This window comes from Winogradskyella sp. HB-48 (assembly GCF_049942685.1).
Taxonomy (GTDB): Bacteria; Bacteroidota; Bacteroidia; order Flavobacteriales; family Flavobacteriaceae; genus Winogradskyella.
In genome coordinates this window covers 1157846-1173570 of record NZ_CP187934.1, presented here as the reverse complement: position 1 = coordinate 1173570, position 15725 = coordinate 1157846, and the positions used below count along the sequence as shown (strand labels likewise).

General features: G+C 32.3%; 14 protein-coding genes. 9 read left to right on the top strand and 5 right to left on the bottom strand.

What is annotated here, in order from left to right; genetic code table 11:
- Nucleotides 1-26 precede the first annotated feature (26 nt).
- Both ACPX19_RS05225 and ACPX19_RS05220 read right to left on the bottom strand, forming a co-directional pair.
- Nucleotides 27-1217 carry a succinylglutamate desuccinylase/aspartoacylase family protein gene (locus ACPX19_RS05225; protein WP_426431917.1) on the bottom strand — a complete coding sequence of 397 codons (1191 nt, stop codon included), beginning with the start codon at nt 1215-1217 and terminating at the stop codon, nt 27-29.
- A 3-nt stretch (nt 1218-1220) separates the two neighbouring features.
- Nucleotides 1221-3065: a CBS domain-containing protein gene (locus ACPX19_RS05220; protein ID WP_426431916.1), complete on the bottom strand. Its 1845-nt coding sequence runs from the start codon at nt 3063-3065 to the stop codon at nt 1221-1223.
- Between the two features lie 60 nt (nt 3066-3125).
- Here ACPX19_RS05220 and rnpA point away from each other — a divergent pair, with 60 nt between their 5' ends.
- The 3 genes from rnpA to ACPX19_RS05205 all read left to right on the top strand — a co-directional run bounded on the left by rnpA (nt 3126) and on the right by ACPX19_RS05205 (nt 6158).
- A complete protein-coding gene (rnpA, locus tag ACPX19_RS05215) occupies nt 3126-3602 on the top strand; it encodes a ribonuclease P protein component (protein WP_426431915.1) in 477 nt (158 codons plus the stop codon).
- Nucleotides 3583-5217 (top strand): S41 family peptidase, encoded by a 1635-nt coding sequence (locus tag ACPX19_RS05210; RefSeq protein WP_426431913.1) that lies wholly within the window; start codon nt 3583-3585, stop codon nt 5215-5217. The genes rnpA and ACPX19_RS05210 overlap by 20 nt, the downstream gene beginning before the upstream one ends.
- Before the next feature lie 98 nt (nt 5218-5315).
- Entirely contained in the window at nt 5316-6158 is an 843-nt protein-coding gene (locus ACPX19_RS05205; RefSeq protein ID WP_426431912.1) for an OmpA family protein, read from the top strand.
- On the opposite strand, the gene ACPX19_RS05200 is transcribed toward ACPX19_RS05205, so the two are convergent.
- The 3 genes from ACPX19_RS05200 to rpiB are packed head-to-tail and all read right to left on the bottom strand — an operon-like array spanning nt 6155 to nt 7962.
- Nucleotides 6155-6598, bottom strand: a complete 444-nt coding sequence (locus ACPX19_RS05200) for a GNAT family N-acetyltransferase (protein WP_426431911.1) — start codon at nt 6596-6598, stop codon at nt 6155-6157. The two genes, ACPX19_RS05205 and ACPX19_RS05200, sit on opposite strands and share 4 nt — an antisense overlap.
- Complete coding sequence (locus ACPX19_RS05195; protein WP_426431910.1) at nt 6598-7503, bottom strand: cation diffusion facilitator family transporter; 906 nt, start codon at nt 7501-7503, stop codon at nt 6598-6600. Before ACPX19_RS05195 ends, ACPX19_RS05200 begins: the two co-directional genes overlap by 1 nt.
- Nucleotides 7504-7527: 24 nt before the next feature.
- The gene (rpiB, locus tag ACPX19_RS05190) at nt 7528-7962 is read right to left on the bottom strand and encodes a ribose 5-phosphate isomerase B (RefSeq protein WP_426431909.1); all 435 of its coding nucleotides are present in this window, start codon (nt 7960-7962) and stop codon (nt 7528-7530) included.
- A gap of 562 nt (nt 7963-8524) precedes the next feature.
- On the opposite strand from rpiB, the gene ACPX19_RS05185 reads away from it, so the two are divergent.
- The 6 genes from ACPX19_RS05185 (at nt 8525) to ACPX19_RS05160 (ending at nt 15706) form a co-directional block, all read left to right on the top strand.
- On the top strand, nt 8525-9973 hold the full coding sequence (locus ACPX19_RS05185; RefSeq protein ID WP_426431908.1) for a T9SS type A sorting domain-containing protein: 1449 nt from the start codon (nt 8525-8527) through the stop codon (nt 9971-9973).
- A gap of 10 nt (nt 9974-9983) precedes the next feature.
- Nucleotides 9984-11444 (top strand): T9SS type A sorting domain-containing protein, encoded by a 1461-nt coding sequence (locus ACPX19_RS05180; RefSeq protein ID WP_426431907.1) that lies wholly within the window; start codon nt 9984-9986, stop codon nt 11442-11444.
- Nucleotides 11445-11637: 193 nt separating this feature from the next.
- Entirely contained in the window at nt 11638-13881 is a 2244-nt protein-coding gene (locus ACPX19_RS05175; protein WP_426431905.1) for a ribonuclease R family protein, read from the top strand.
- 77 nt (nt 13882-13958) lie between these two features.
- Nucleotides 13959-14258, top strand: coding sequence for a YbjQ family protein (locus tag ACPX19_RS05170; protein ID WP_426431904.1), 300 nt, complete (start codon nt 13959-13961; stop codon nt 14256-14258).
- A gap of 19 nt (nt 14259-14277) precedes the next feature.
- Entirely contained in the window at nt 14278-14949 is a 672-nt protein-coding gene (locus tag ACPX19_RS05165; protein WP_426431903.1) for a head GIN domain-containing protein, read from the top strand.
- A 73-nt stretch (nt 14950-15022) separates the two neighbouring features.
- Nucleotides 15023-15706, top strand: coding sequence for a LysE family translocator (locus ACPX19_RS05160; RefSeq protein ID WP_426431902.1), 684 nt, complete (start codon nt 15023-15025; stop codon nt 15704-15706).
- Nucleotides 15707-15725: the final 19 nt, after the last annotated feature.

Here is a 15725-nt window from a genome sequence, read left to right as displayed (position 1 = left end):
AACCGTAGTTATACAGCTACGGTTTTTTAATACCATTTTTCTTTTTTATACATGGCTTTTTTAGCGACGCGCTCTCTGTTATATAGTAAGAGGTGATTATCATCTATTTGCTTGTTTCTATATCCAAACAAATGAAATATAGATTTTGTTAGAAACCTAGCGACTTTTAAATTGGCCTTTAGTATTCCTTTTTGCTTATCGTACCAAGTTATACCTGGTAAAAAAGTTAATACATGATCTGCTTTTACTTTTCTTAGAAATTCTGATAATTTTAAAAAGAACCTTGGTATTATTTTAATGATAAAGAAGCCATCTTTTCCCGACTTTTGATATAATGGCATAAAAAGTTTAGCTGTGTAATTTGAGTAAATATCTTTTCCGTCTGAACTAGCTAGAAGCGTACCCTTTTTTATGGGTTGAAAACTTTCAAATCCTTGATGCATCATAAAGTTTTCCTCTGGCTTAATATGGTATTTATAAACAACTTCAAAAATAGAGTCTATGGATTTTGAGGCAATTTCTAATTCATTTTTATACACATTTATTTTATCGCTTTCCGGATTGAGTAAGTTATTGGTATAATTCAAAACTAAATAAACAAAAGCTTCGCAGCTCTTTACGGCTTGTGGATCAATATGCTGCCCAGATTCAAAACCAAGAGACACATAACCAAGCGTATTTAAATAACTTAAAAGTGGACCCTCTAAATATTCTTCAATACCTAGCACTACAGGCACATTAAAGCAAGCCGAAAATTTACGGTTGATTAGAGCGTCATTAATGGTTATAAACGGTAAGGTTTTGCTAGATGTGGTGTGCAGGTCAATAAAATAAATTGGATTATCTGTAGAGGCTAAAATACCTTTTATAAACTTGAATAAATCTATTTGCTCTTGAAGCTCGTTTTCAGGATTCTTTTCCGCTTCTAAGCGCTCAAGTTGTTCAGGTGTCCATAATCTGTTTAAATCTAAGTCTATGAATCGCTTGTTGGCTTTAAGTGCTCTTATATTGCCATATACACCAAATACTTCACCTCTAATGGCGTTTTTATTTAGTCTTGGTATAATAGCATTTAGTGCATTAACTCCAGCAAATTCATTACCATGGATACCGGCAAAAAATACAACAGTTGCTCCTGGTTGTTTTCCTTTTATATGATGAAAAACTCGGTTTGAAGTTTCCAATGTTTTGATATGTCCTTGCAGGTTAACGTTCATCTTTTAAAAATCACTTGAAGTTATGATACCTAGGAGCTCCTTTTTTCTAACAACAGGCAAACAATTAATTTTATGTTTTTGCATTAAATCTTTTGCTTTCTTTAATGGCGCTTCTTGGTTTATTGTAATTAAATCAGTGGTCATAACATCCTTAACCCTCAAGTCTAAATCTTTATCACCAAGCTTAATCAAATCCGTCCAAGTTAGTAATCCTGTAAGCTCTTTTTTCTTGTTTATAACTGGTATATGGTGAATATTTTTCCATTGCATTATGTTACTCACTAATTCTAAGCTGTCGTTTTGGTCTACAAGAAGCATTTTGGTATTCATGTTGTGTTTTACGATTCGGCTAACATCAATTTTTAAATTATCGTCTGGATTAAAAATATCCCATTGATCAACGGTTTTTTCCTCAAACTGATGCTTATACATATACGCTGTTATATTCTGAAGCGCTTCAAAATTAGTTTTCGTTTTTTGAAGATGTCTGTAGTTATCCACCATCCATTGTGCACCTGTATGTAATTTTGCTCGAGCCTCAATTACAGATAGATATTTTGAAATATCATCGGAAGAAATATTTGCTTTTTCTAAGCCTTTTATAGCCATTGGTAAAAGCTCGTTTAAAATAAGATCTTGAACAGAAATGAGTTTACTATTCCACCTAAATTGTGTTTCTATGCCATTGCGAGCCGCTTTAAAGAAGTTGTTTTTAACGTCTTTAAAATCCATCTTTTCGTGAATCTTATTATATGCTTCTGATTGACCTAGCATAAGGCCAACCCAAAATACCATATTGGCAATTTCATCGGTTAGTGTTGGTCCTGCCGGAATATAGCGACACTCTATCCTAAGGTGTGGTTTTCCGCCACCAACACCATAACAAACACGGTTCCATTTGTAAACGGTTCCGTTGTGCAACTGCAATGCTCTAAGTTTTGGTATGTCCCCTTGTTCTAATTTTTCTAAGCTATCATCGTGCTCATCTGAGGTTAGCAAACTTCTAAACCGCGAAATATGATCTCTAAAAATATCAGTTACTGTGCCTTTTTCCCAATCGGCACCAAAACTAACGCGCGACTCTTTCTCGTGATGGATAAATGAATTTCTTCTAGTATCAATACTTTGTGTAAATAAGGCAATACGTGTTTCTGCCCACAATTCTCTACCAAAAAGAATAGGCGAATTTGTACATATACTAAGCACAGGTCCTGCTATTGCTTGTGCCCAATTATACTTATCTACAAACTCATCTGGATGAATTTGTAAATGGGTTTGAAAACTTGTATTGCAAGCTTCTAGCATTACACAGTCATGAATTAAATTAAGCTCATCAACACCTTTTATGTGAATATTAAAATGTTCACGCCTAGAAGATTTTAAAGCGTTGTTTAATACATGGTATCTAGGTTTATCCGTCATGTAATTTTCACCGATATGCTTTAGTCTTAATGTTGGTAAAATACCTGTCAATACAATTTTAGAGTTACTTGCTTTAGCTCCTTTTTTTGCTTTCATGAGTAAATCTTCAAGCTGTTGTTGTAGTATAGAAAAACATTTGTCTTTCAATAGTAAAGGGTCTGAATTAATTTCGAGATTATATTTTCCTATTTCAGTTGTAAAATGGTCATCATTTATAGCTTCTAAGACCTCAATATTGTTGTTGCTGGGAAAAAATTGGTTGTTTGTAATACAAAATTCTTGTTCTGCACCAATTCTAATGGGTTCTTTCTCAATCAAATCTTGTTTTAGCATTATGTCTAAAGCCTCTAAATCTCTTATAAGATGCCTAATATATAATGCTTTATCCTTGGGGCTTTTAAGTTGTTTTACGTCTAAATGTCCCATAATTATAAGGCTTCATTTGATTAGTAACTTGTAAGTTACTCTAAATAAAATGCTTAAAACATGATTTTTGTCATAGCATCGGGTCCCATTTCCTTTGGTAAAGAGGAAATACAGTTCTATTTTTACAAGCTACTATTTTCAATCATGCGATTTAAATACGGAAAAAAAGACAAGCTAAAAAGCAAAAAACTTATTGAACAATTGTTTAATGAAGGTAAATCTGTGACGGCTTATCCATTAAAACTTATTTATCTACAAACAGACTTTGAAGACGAGAGTATTTTAAAAACAGGTGTTTCGGTAAGCAAGCGTCTTCATAAATCTGCAGTTGCAAGAAATAGAATAAAGCGGTTACTAAGAGAAGCTTACAGACTTAATAAGCCCTCATATTTTAACAATAGTTCAACATCTTATGCGTTTATGATATTGTATCTTAGTAAGGATGGAACAACTTTTGATGAAATTGATAACAAAATGAAATTGTTGTTTGAGAAATTCTTAAATAAAACAAGAAAAGATGAAGAACCTAGTACATAAAAGAATATTACTGTCAGTACTTGCTGCAGTTGTCTTTCTTAGCACTACAGCTTTTAGAAACGACTTCTTTGAAATTGCCAAACAGATCGAAATTTTCACTACTATGTTTAAGGAACTAAACATGAATTATGTAGATGAAACCAATCCTGGAGATCTTATGGATACTGCTATAAAGAGTATGCTAGACGATTTAGATCCATATACACAGTTTTATAACGAACAAGATGTTGAGGCGTCTAGAATAAATAATGCAGGAGATTATACGGGTATTGGAGCAAAGGTTTTAACTCTAAAAGATAAGTTGGTCATCGTAGAACCTTATAAGGATTACGCTGCTGATAAAGCTGGTTTAAAGGCTGGTGATGAAATCATTAAGGTGGATAATGTGATTGTAGCAGATTTTAAAGATGATGCGGCCAATTTATTACAAGGTGCTGCTGGTACTGAGGTTAATATTACCTATAAACGACAAGGAAAAACCAACACTGCTAAAATTATAAGAGAATCCTTAGAGATTAAAGCTGTACCACACTATTCAATGGTCGACGATAAAACAGGTTATATCGTCCTGAGGAAATTCAACGATAAAGCATCTTCTGAAACTTTAGGTGCACTTAGGGCATTAAAAAATCAAGGAGCTAAACAACTTATTTTGGATTTAAGAGGGAATCCTGGTGGTTTATTAAACGAAGCTGTGAATGTTACCAATATTTTTGTTCCAAAAAACCAACTTGTTGTTACCACAAAATCTAAAGTTAAAAAGTATAATAAGACGTATTACACCAAGCGCGATGCAATAGATACTGAAATACCTTTGGTGGTATTAATAGATGGCAGTAGTGCCTCTGCTAGTGAAATTGTGTCTGGCGCATTGCAAGATATGGATAGAGCTGTGGTAGTAGGTACTCGTAGTTTTGGTAAGGGTTTAGTGCAACGCCCAAAACCTTTAACTTATGGTACACAGATGAAAATCACCATATCACGTTATTATACGCCTTCTGGACGTTGTATACAGGCCCTAGACTATTGGAATAGGGATGAAAACGGAAAAGCCACTCGTGTGAAAAAAGAAAATTATAACGAATTTAAAACCCGAAACGGAAGACCAGTTTATGATGGTGGTGGAGTACAACCAGATATTGAAGTAGAATTTGCTAAACAAACTCCTATTACCAAGGCCATTTTAAACGAAAACTTAGTTTTCAACTTTGCTACAGACTATTATTACAACAATTCAGTGGAAAATTTGACAAATTTTGAATTATCAGATAACGAGTTTAAATCATTTAAAAATTATTTAAAAACAACAGGTTTTAATTTTGAAACCAAAACCGAAAAGGCACTGAGCGATGCCATGGATATTGCTAAAGAAGAAGAATTACAAGGTGTAATAAATTCGGAATACCATAATTTATCTGCAGCTTTACAATCCTATAAATCTAATGCTATTGATGGTAATAAAGTACAATTAAAGTCGTTGTTAACAGACGAAATTATTAAACGCTACTTCTATAGCGAAGGTTTATATACTTATTATACAGCAAATAATCCTGAAATTAAAAAAGCTATTAGTATACTTAATAATCCTAATCAATATGCCAGTATTTTAAGATAATATGTAAGTTCTTAATTGACAGAACGATAAGCTAATTGTAAAAAATTATATATATTTAATCTTATATAAATTTTCAAAATATCAGAAAATTTAAAAAAATGAAGTCCCTACTCATCCTTATATGCCTAAGTTTTCAATTTGCTTTAGCTCAAAAAGAATTAAAGCATCAGGTGTATTTTTTAACAGATGAATACCAAATTCCTGAGACCGAAGAAAGCCGACTCCTTCTGTTTTTATCTGAAATAGAAAATATGGATATTCAAAAGATATCCATCTATGGTTTTTGTGATGATAGAGGTAGCGACTCTTATAACTTAGTGCTATCACAGCAACGTGCAGATGCCATAAAGGAGGTTTTTTCTAATAATGAATTTGACGAGTCCGTAATTACCAATGTAGATGGTAAGGGTAAAATTTTACTCAATGTTGTTAATGATAACGATCTTTACAAGATACGTGGCTTAAATAGAAAAGTTGAAATCATAGTACAACCTTACGATCCTCCAAGGGAAAAAGTAGAACAACCTAAAAAAGAAACCACAGAAGAACTTTTGAAAGGTGACTTAAAAGAAGGTGATAAAATTCAACTTGAAAATATCTTATTCCGAACAGGTTACAGTTACCTCACTAAGGAATCTAAAGCTAAATTAGACGAAATCGCCAAGATTTTAGTAGAGCGTACAGATCTCTATTTCAATATTGAAGGTCATGTGTGTTGTACGCAAGGTTCTCGTGATGCTATAGATCGAAAAACTAAAAAGCGAAATCTATCCTTAGCTAGGGCAAAAACCGTTTATGATTACTTAGCAGACAAAGGAGTTAAGCGTTACAGAATGAAATTTGTGGGTCAAAAACGAAAATTTCCGCTTGGTGGTGAGCCTGAATTAGATAGACGTGTAGAAATAGTCGTTACTAGAGTTATAAAAAAGGATACCGATTAATATTTAATCATACTTATATGTGGAATACCATCCTCTAGGTACTCCTCTCCTACTTCTTTAAAACCTAAATTGTTATAAAATCTTTTTAAATAGGTTTGGGCAGAAATTCTTATGTCTGAAGTTTTAAAATAGTTTTTGATAGCATAAATCGAAGCATTCATTATATCATAACCATAGCCTTCCTGACGTTGATTTTCTTTCACCACTACTCTACCAATACTAGCTTCTTTAAAATAATCACCTGGTTTAAAAATACGTGTGTATGCTACTAGTTTGTCGTCTTTATAACCCAATACGTGTAAAGCTTTAGTGTCCTTTCCGTCAATGTCTAGGTAAACACAATCTTGTTCCACAACAAAAACTTCACTTCTTAGCTGAAGCAAATCATAAAGCTCCGTTGTATTCAATTGATTGAATGTCTTGGTTTGTATATCTAACATTAGTCTTGTACAATTACTTCCTTAGGATCTTCCTTGTTATATTCTGGCTGAATAGTAACATGGTTAATATCAAATTCCTTTTGTAAAAGCGCTTCTATTTCGAGTAATAACTCATTAAATTCAGTAGTACTAATATCTTCCTGTAGATCTAAATGTGCTTCAAGATGTAATTCATGGTCACTTAAACTCCAAATATGCACATGATGTAATTTCTTAACCTTTGGTAACTGATTAACCGCTCTAACAACATCTCTTGTGTTAATGTGCTCAGGAGTAAAAAGCATCAATATCTTTGAAGATGTCTTTAATAAATCATAACCTACATAAATCAAGTACAAGGCTATTAATAAAGTTAATAAACTATCCACCCAGAATAATTGGTAATATTTCATTAAAAGACCACCGATCAAAACGGCAACACTAGCCAACATATCCGTTAATAAATGTAAGTATGCTGAACGGATATTAATATTATTGGTAGAGTCTTTTTTTAAGAGTAAAACGCTAAGCCCATTAGCTATAATAGCTATAAAAGATAGCCATATCACTAAATTAGAATCTATTTGTTCTGGATTTAGAAATCGTTCTATAGCCTCTTTTATTAAGATAATGGCAACAATAATTAAGGTTGAAGCATTAACGAATGCTGCTAAAATCTCAGCACGCTTGTAACCAAATGTTCTATTGATAGAGGCCTTTCTCTGTGATAATTTTGCAGCAGCATAACTAACTATTAGTGATAATACATCGCTAAAATTATGCAGTGCATCACTTAATAGCGACAAACTACCTGAAAGTAAACCACCAATAACCTGAGCTACAGTAATTACAATATTCAATACTATTGTAATTAATAACTTTCTACCTTTTAAATCTTGATGATTATGTGCGTGTGAGTGACTCATGCCATACCAAAATAAAGATTGGTATTAACAAGATAAAGGAATTTTATCAATGCGTCGTTTATGACGACCACCTTCAAACTCTGTATTAAGAAATACATCTACCATTTTTATAGCCTGTGGTATGGACGTGTATCGTGCAGGAATGCAAATAATATTGGCATCATTATGTTGACGTGCCAGTTCTGCTATTTCACCCATCCAACAAACACCAGCTCTAACGTTTTGATATTTGTTAGCAGTCATAGCAACCCCATTAGCCGTACCACAAATTAAAATGCCAAAATCTACGTTTCCATCATTAACATCTTTAGCAACAGGATGTACAAAGTCTGGATAATCCGCACTGTCTGAAGTGTCTGTGCCATAATTTGTAATGGTATGGCCTTTACTTTCAAGATGTTGCATTATAGCTTGTTTGTATTCTGGACCAGCGTGATCGTTACCTATAGAAATTGTCATGTTAGTAAATGTTTGTTTTGCTCTGCAAAATTACGAATAATAAAATCTGGTTAATACAATTTCTCATTACTTGTTAATAAGTGTTTACAAGTTTTGAAAATAAAAATTAGGATTGTTTCAGAATTTTTTCAAACAAGAATTCATTTCTAAAATCAAAATTTAATACTTACTTTTTTCGAGTAAGTTATTCATACTCCTAGCAGACGTAATTAACAGTGTTTTTAAAATTAAATATGAGTCATTTCTATTAACATCAGTTATTAACAGTTGTTAACAGTAATTTTACCTTTCTTAAAAATCAAGAGGTTACATGTAAATTTAATGTTAACTAAACCGTAATAAAGTGTAAACTTCAACTTATCAAAATTAATTTCAAAAAAGTTATTCTAGAAATTAACAGCCTATAATAACCATTATTTATATCTTAAAATTTTAAAAGAAAAATGATAATAGTATATGTAATTGTGGATAACTGGTTTCTTATTTATTTAACATAGGAAATTATAATATAACTATTTTATAAATTATTATTGTAGGATAAATCTTTAAAAATTAGCTATATATGAAAAAAAAATTACTTGTGTTCTTTTTAATGCCTTTTGTTAGTTTGAGCCAAGTTCAAATAGGACAGGATATTTTAGGTGAAACTATAATAAGTCAATTTGGTACTTCTGTTGATATATCAATAGATGGAAATATTGTAGCTGTTGGTGCTCCTAGAGATAATGATAATGGTTTCGAAGCCGGAGATACTAAATTATATAGGTTAATCAATAATAGTTGGATACAAATAGGTGACGATATTGAAGGTGAAGCAGCTAATAATGATTCTGGTTTAAGTATAAGTTTATCAGATGATGGCTCAATAGTCGCTATTGGTGCACCTGGTAATACTACTGAAAACAATGGAACAGGACATATCAGAGTTTTTCAGAATATAAATGATATTTGGACTCAGGTAGGATCCGATATAGATGCTACACCAAATTTAAATGAACAATTAGGAAAAAGAGTGTCTTTATCCTCAGATGGTACTATATTAGCTGCTTTAGCCCATAATAATTTTAATCATTTTGTAAGAGTTTTTCAATTCAATAATGGATTATGGACCCAAGTAGGACAAGATATTTTTGAAGGATACGAATTAGACAGTTTTGGTCATTATATTTCATTATCTTCAGATGGTTCAACACTTGCTATAGGCAATAGAGATGCTTCTATTGGCTTTAACAGAGGTAGAGTAAGGGTTTATGAAAATATAAACAATACTTGGACGCAAGTAGGACAAGACCTTGAAGGTGATTTTGATGGAGATTATTTTGGATCTAGTGTTACACTAAGCACAAATAATAATATTTTAGCTGTTGGTGTAAGTTTTAGTAATATCAATGGCTCGGATTCTGGTCAAGTAAAAGTCTATCAGAATATAAACAATGTTTGGACTCAAATAGGACAAGATGTAAATGGCGATGCTAATAATGATAAGTTTGGAACTAGTATTAGTTTGTCTTCAAATGGCTACATAATGGCAATTGGCGCACCAAACAATAGCTCAGGTGGTGGATTTTCTGGTCAAATAAAAGTCTATCAATATGATGGTTTAAATTGGAATCAGATAGGAACCGATATCATTGGTAATTCTAGTGACCAATTAGGTATTAGTGTAGCTTTATCAGGTGATGGTAGTAGACTTATAGGAGGGGCTGCCACAGCTAGTCCTAATAATAGTAGTGGATTAGCTAGAGTTTATGATTTATCAAGTTTGTTATCAACAAACGAGCAAAATATTACTGATTTTAGAATTTATCCCAACCCAACAAAAAATCAATTTATTGTTCAGTCAGTAAATCCCTATGATTTACGGAATGTGAATGTTTATGATAATCTTGGAAAGCTAGTGTTAACTTCGAAAGAAACCATTATCAATACTTCCGGACTATCTTCAGGGCTATATACGGTTGAGGTAGAAACAACAAAAACAAAAGGAATAAAAAAATTTATAATAGAATAACTCATAAGCTATGAAAAAACAATTACTATTATTTTTAATAATCCCCTTTTTAAACTTTGGTCAAGTTCAAATCGGGCAGGACATTGATGGGGCATTTGCTTTTGATCAATCTGGATGGTCAGTTTCAAGTAGTGATAATGGGAATATAATAGCTATAGGTGCTCCGGGAAATGATGGAAATAGTCCTAATTCAGGACATGTAAGGGTTTATGAAAATATAAGTGGTAACTGGATTCAAAAAGGTAATGATATAAATGGGATTGCTGAAAACGATTTTTTTGGAAGTGCTGTAAGCTTATCATCAAATGGTTTAATTTTAGCTGTTGGTGCTGAAGGAAATAATGGCAATGGTAATGATTCAGGACATGTAAGAGTTTTTGAGTACATAGGAGCTAATTGGACTCAGATAGGAAGCGATATTAATGGGGAAAATATAAATGATAGATTTGGAAGTTTTGTTTCATTATCTTCTGATGGAAATATTGTAGCTGCAGGCGCTAAATTTAATGATGGTAACGGTAATGATTCGGGTCATGTAAGAGTTTATGAAAATACAGGTGGTAACTGGATTCAGATAGGAAACGATATAGACGGTGTATTTACTGATGATGAAGCAGGTTCGTCTGTTAGTATATCTTCTGATGGAAATATTGTTGCTGTAGGTTCCCCATTTAATGATGATAACGGTAATGATTCGGGTCATGTAAGGGTTTATGAAAATATAGGTGGTAACTGGATTCAGATAGGAAACAATATAGATGGTGAAGTTGTAGATGATAATTCTGGATGGTCAGTATCATTGTCTGCAAATGGAAATATTGTTGCAATTGGCGCAAGATATAATAGCGATAGCGGATATAGATCAGGACATGTTAGAGTTTATGAAAATATAGGTGGGAATTGGATACAAATAGGCAATGATATAGATGGAGAAGCTGCGGGAGATTTATCAGGTTCTTCCGTTTCATTATCATCAGATGGTTCAATTATCTCAATAGGTGCTCCATTTAATAATATCGCAACAGGTCATGTGCGAATTTACCAAAACCAAGGAGGTATTTGGGTTCAAATTGGAAATGACATCGATGGTGAGGATACATTTAATGATTTCGGTAGATCTATTTCATTATCCTCAAATGGTAATATTATAACTGTAGGTGGTTTTTCAAATGATGGAAATGGCAATCAATCTGGTCATGTTAGAGTTTATGATTTATCTGCATTATTATCAGTAGAAGAACAAAAAGAATTAAGTTTTAGTATTTACCCAAACCCAACTAAAAATCAATTTACAATTCAGCTAAAAAACCAACTATCCCTTAATAATATAAATATTTATAATAATCTTGGAAAGTTAGTCTTAACTTCAAAAGAAACCATTATTAACACTTCTGAATTATCGTCAGGTCTTTATGTAGTTGAAGTTGAAACCACAGATGGTAAAGAAACAAAGAAATTAATAATCGAATAGCTTAAACAAAACAACATTAAAAAAAGCACTGCAATTTTGCAGTGCTTTTTCATTTATTTAACCTTATCTAAACACTTTTAAATTTTAATAGCGTAGCTTTGTAATAAACTTAATAACTTCACTTCCACCTTTATTAAGTTTTAAATGAAGAATTCCTAACACTTTTAGGAAATGAATATGATTACAAAATTAAATGACAAGAAAAAGAAAAAAGAAATCCGATAAAAACAAGATTTCTAACCTTACAAATACAATCTTAAGTATTCTAAAAAAAGAAAGAAACAAATCCTTTAATTATAAACAAATAGCTGCTATCATTGGTGTTAATGATGCTAGTAGCCGTAACCAAATTATAAAAACCTTAGCAAAACTTGCAGCTAAACAAGAGATAGAACAAGTTGATCGTGGTAAGTTTAAAGCAGTTGTTACTGCTGAGTATTATACAGGTATTTTAGATTTATCATCTAAAGGTAATGGTTATATTATTTCAGATGATTTTGAAGAAGATGTATTTATAGCTTCAAATAACATCAATAAAGCTCTAGATGGTGATGAGGTAGAATTCTATGCTTACAAACGCAGAAAACGTGGTAAGATTGAAGGAGAAATTACTAATATTATAAAACGTGCTAAGACTGAATATGTAGGTACCATACAAATACAAAAAAATAGAAATTTTGCATTTGTGGTTGCGGATAGTAATAAAATGTACAAAGATATTTTCGTACCTATCAATAAAACAAAGAAAGCGGAAGACGGTGATAAAGTATTGGTAACGCTTACGGATTGGCCAGAAAAAGCGGATTCACCTTATGGTAAAGTTCTCGAGGTATTAGGAAAACCAGGAGAGCACAATACGGAAATACATTCCATTTTAGCAGAATACGGTTTACCTCATGAGTTTCCATATGAAGTAGAGCAGTTTGCTAATAATTTGGATATATCAATTACTAACGAAGAAATAGCCAAACGTCGTGATATGCGTAAGGATTTAACCTTTACGATAGATCCAAAAGACGCTAAAGATTTTGATGATGCTTTATCTTTTAAAGTTTTAGATAATGGCTTGTATGAAATAGGCATTCATATAGCAGATGTATCGCACTATGTACAACCAGGAACCGTTTTAGATGACGAAGCTTACGAGCGTGCTACGTCTATTTATTTAGTTGATAGGGTGGTACCAATGCTACCTGAACGTTTATCTAACGGAGCATGTTCCTTACGTCCTCATGAAGAAAAGTACACGTTTTCTGCAGTCTTTCAGATGAATGATAAATGCGAAATTAAAAACCAATGGTTTGGTAGGACGGTAACTTATTCTGATGCACGTTTTGCTTATGAAGAAGCACAAGCTATTATAGAAAATAATCCTAATGTATCGCTGAGTGCAGTCGAAGCATCTAAGCTAGATACAACAATACCAAAAGAAGTATCATTAACAGGAGAGCAGTATAATACAAAACCAGAAATAGCAGAAGCTATTATGGTTTTAGATAGATTGGCTAAAAAAATGCGCTCTCAGCGTATGCGACATGGTGCTATTTCTTTTGATAAAGTTGAGGTAAAATTCAACTTAGATGAAGAGGCTAATCCAACAGGAGTTTTCTTTAAAACCAGTAAAGATGCTAATAAACTTATTGAAGAATTTATGCTATTAGCTAATAAAAAAGTAGCAGAATTTGTAGGTAAGCAAAGTCCTAAAAAGACCTTTGTATATCGTGTACATGATGAGCCAGATGAATCTAAATTAGCACAATTACAAACCGTTGTTGGTCGTTTTGGACATCAACTTAATTTCAAGGATAGAAATAGTGTAGCAGCGTCTTTAAATAAGCTTTTAACCGATGTTGTAGGTAAAAAAGAGCAGAATTTAGTAGATACTTTAACCATTCGCACAATGGCAAAAGCTGAATATACGACAAACAATATTGGACATTACGGTTTAGCTTTTGATTATTACAGTCATTTTACCTCACCGATTCGTCGTTATCCAGACGTTATGGCACATCGTTTACTGCAGCATTATTTAGATGGTGGTAAATCTGAAAATGAAGAGGTTTACGAAGAAAAGTGCAAGCATAGCAGCAATATGGAATACCTTGCGACCAAAGCCGAACGTGATTCTATTAAGTACATGCAAATTCGTTTTATGCAAGATCACCAAGACGAAGAGTTTTTAGGTGTCATTTCTGGTGTAACCGATTGGGGAATTTATGTAGAAATACAATCTAATAAATGCGAAGGTATGGTCAGTGTAAGGGATATGAAAGATGATACTTATGATTTTGATCAATCACATTATGCTATGATTGGTAGAAATACACATAATATGTATCAACTTGGTGATGAAGTCATTGTAAAAGTTAAAGAAACTGATTTAGTAAAAAAACATTTAGATTTTTATCTTGTTGGAAAGCCTGATGAAAACGATTAATTTTACTTTAAATGGGTTTCATGCTGAATTTATTTCAGCATCTTAACTTCATTAGAATCAAATAAATACATACTAATATGATACTAACTACAACAAACTCAATAGAAAACTTCAAAATCATTGATTACTTAGGTATTGTTACTGGAGTAGCACTTGCTGAAGAAAAATTAGTGATGGGTTTTAGTATGTCTAAATATTTAAATTCTATAAGAAATAGTGTTGATGCTACCAAAGAAAAAGCATTTCAGCAATTACAAGAAAATGCTAAAAAGCTAAATGCAAATGCAGTTGTTGGCATTAAAGTTGAAATAGAATTGATGACAAGCAACTATGCTATGGTATCTGTTACAGGTACAGCCGTTAAAGTAGTCTCATAGCTAACTGAATTATAAAATCATGAAAAATTATTTTTTATTATTAGCATTTATAGCTGGACTTTCCGTAAATGCACAAGGTACTATTGAGAAAAGTATAGGTGAATTTTCTACTGTCAAAGTATATGATTTAATCAATCTAAAAATGATAAAATCAGACGAAAATAAAGTGATTATAGCAGGTGATAATAAAGAAGATGTTCAGGTTATAAATAATAATGGAAAGCTAAAAATCAGAATGAAGCTTGAAGAAAGCTACGATGGCAATGATACTGTAGTGAAGTTATATTACACTTCAGTTGATGTTATTGATGCCAACGAAGGAGCGAATGTTGTGGTAAATGAACCTATAGAGCAATTTGAAATTGATTTAAAAACACAAGAAGGTGGTGAAATTACTGCACAGCTAAAGTCAACCTATGCAAATTTTAGAGCAGTCACAGGAGGCATTATTAATGTTTCAGGAAGTTCAAAAAATCAAGATGTGACTATATATACAGGAGGTATAGTTAATGGTGAAGACCTTAAAACAGAGCAATCCGAGGTAAGTGTTAATGCTGGTGGAGAAGCTTATATTTATGCTTCAGATTATGTGGAAGTAAGATTAAAAGCTGGTGGTAACGTTTATATTTATGGTAATCCAAAAGAGATTCACCAAAATAAAGTTTTAGGTGGTACTGTGAAACGTATGTAAAACTTAAATACCCACAGCCTAAGCTTAGCAATTCTTAATTTGTTTACTACTTTTGTGTAAACCGCAAGTTTACATGTTAGACGATATTTTAACAGCTATTCCTTTTGGTATTATTTTGGCCTTCACCATTGGTCCCGTTTTCTTCGTGCTGTTAGAGACTAGCGCAACTAAAGGTTTTAGTAGTGCTTTGGTATTTGATTTAGGTGTGATATTAGCAGATATCGTCTTTATTTTACTCATTTTTATGAGTACAGATACACTCTTGGAAAAAATAAAAGATGACCCAAAACTATTGGTTTTCGGAGGAGTACTTCTTATTGTTTATGGTATTATTTCATTCATTAAAATTTCAAAATCGTTCAGATCAATTGTTAGAGAACACCATAAAATAAAGCTACCAAAGAAAAATTACGGAAAGTTATTCGTTAAAGGCTTTTTACTAAATTTCATTAATATTGGTGTGCTTTTGGGCTGGTTAGGTTTTATTGTTATAGGTACCTCTATAACTAAATCGGAAAATGGTGTAATGGTATTTATCATTACAATGTTGGTTTCCTATTTTGTTTGTGATTTATTTAAAATTGCAGCTGCAAAACGTTTAAAAAGCAAACTTACACCAAGGCGCATTTTTAAAACAAAAAAAATAGTGGCATTAGTGATACTGGGCTTTGGTATTTTACTTTTGTCGCAAGGTTTATTTCCAGATCTCTATGAAAAAGGAAAGGAACAAATAGAAATGGTTAATCCGATTAATTAAAAAACAAAAAGTCTTTAGT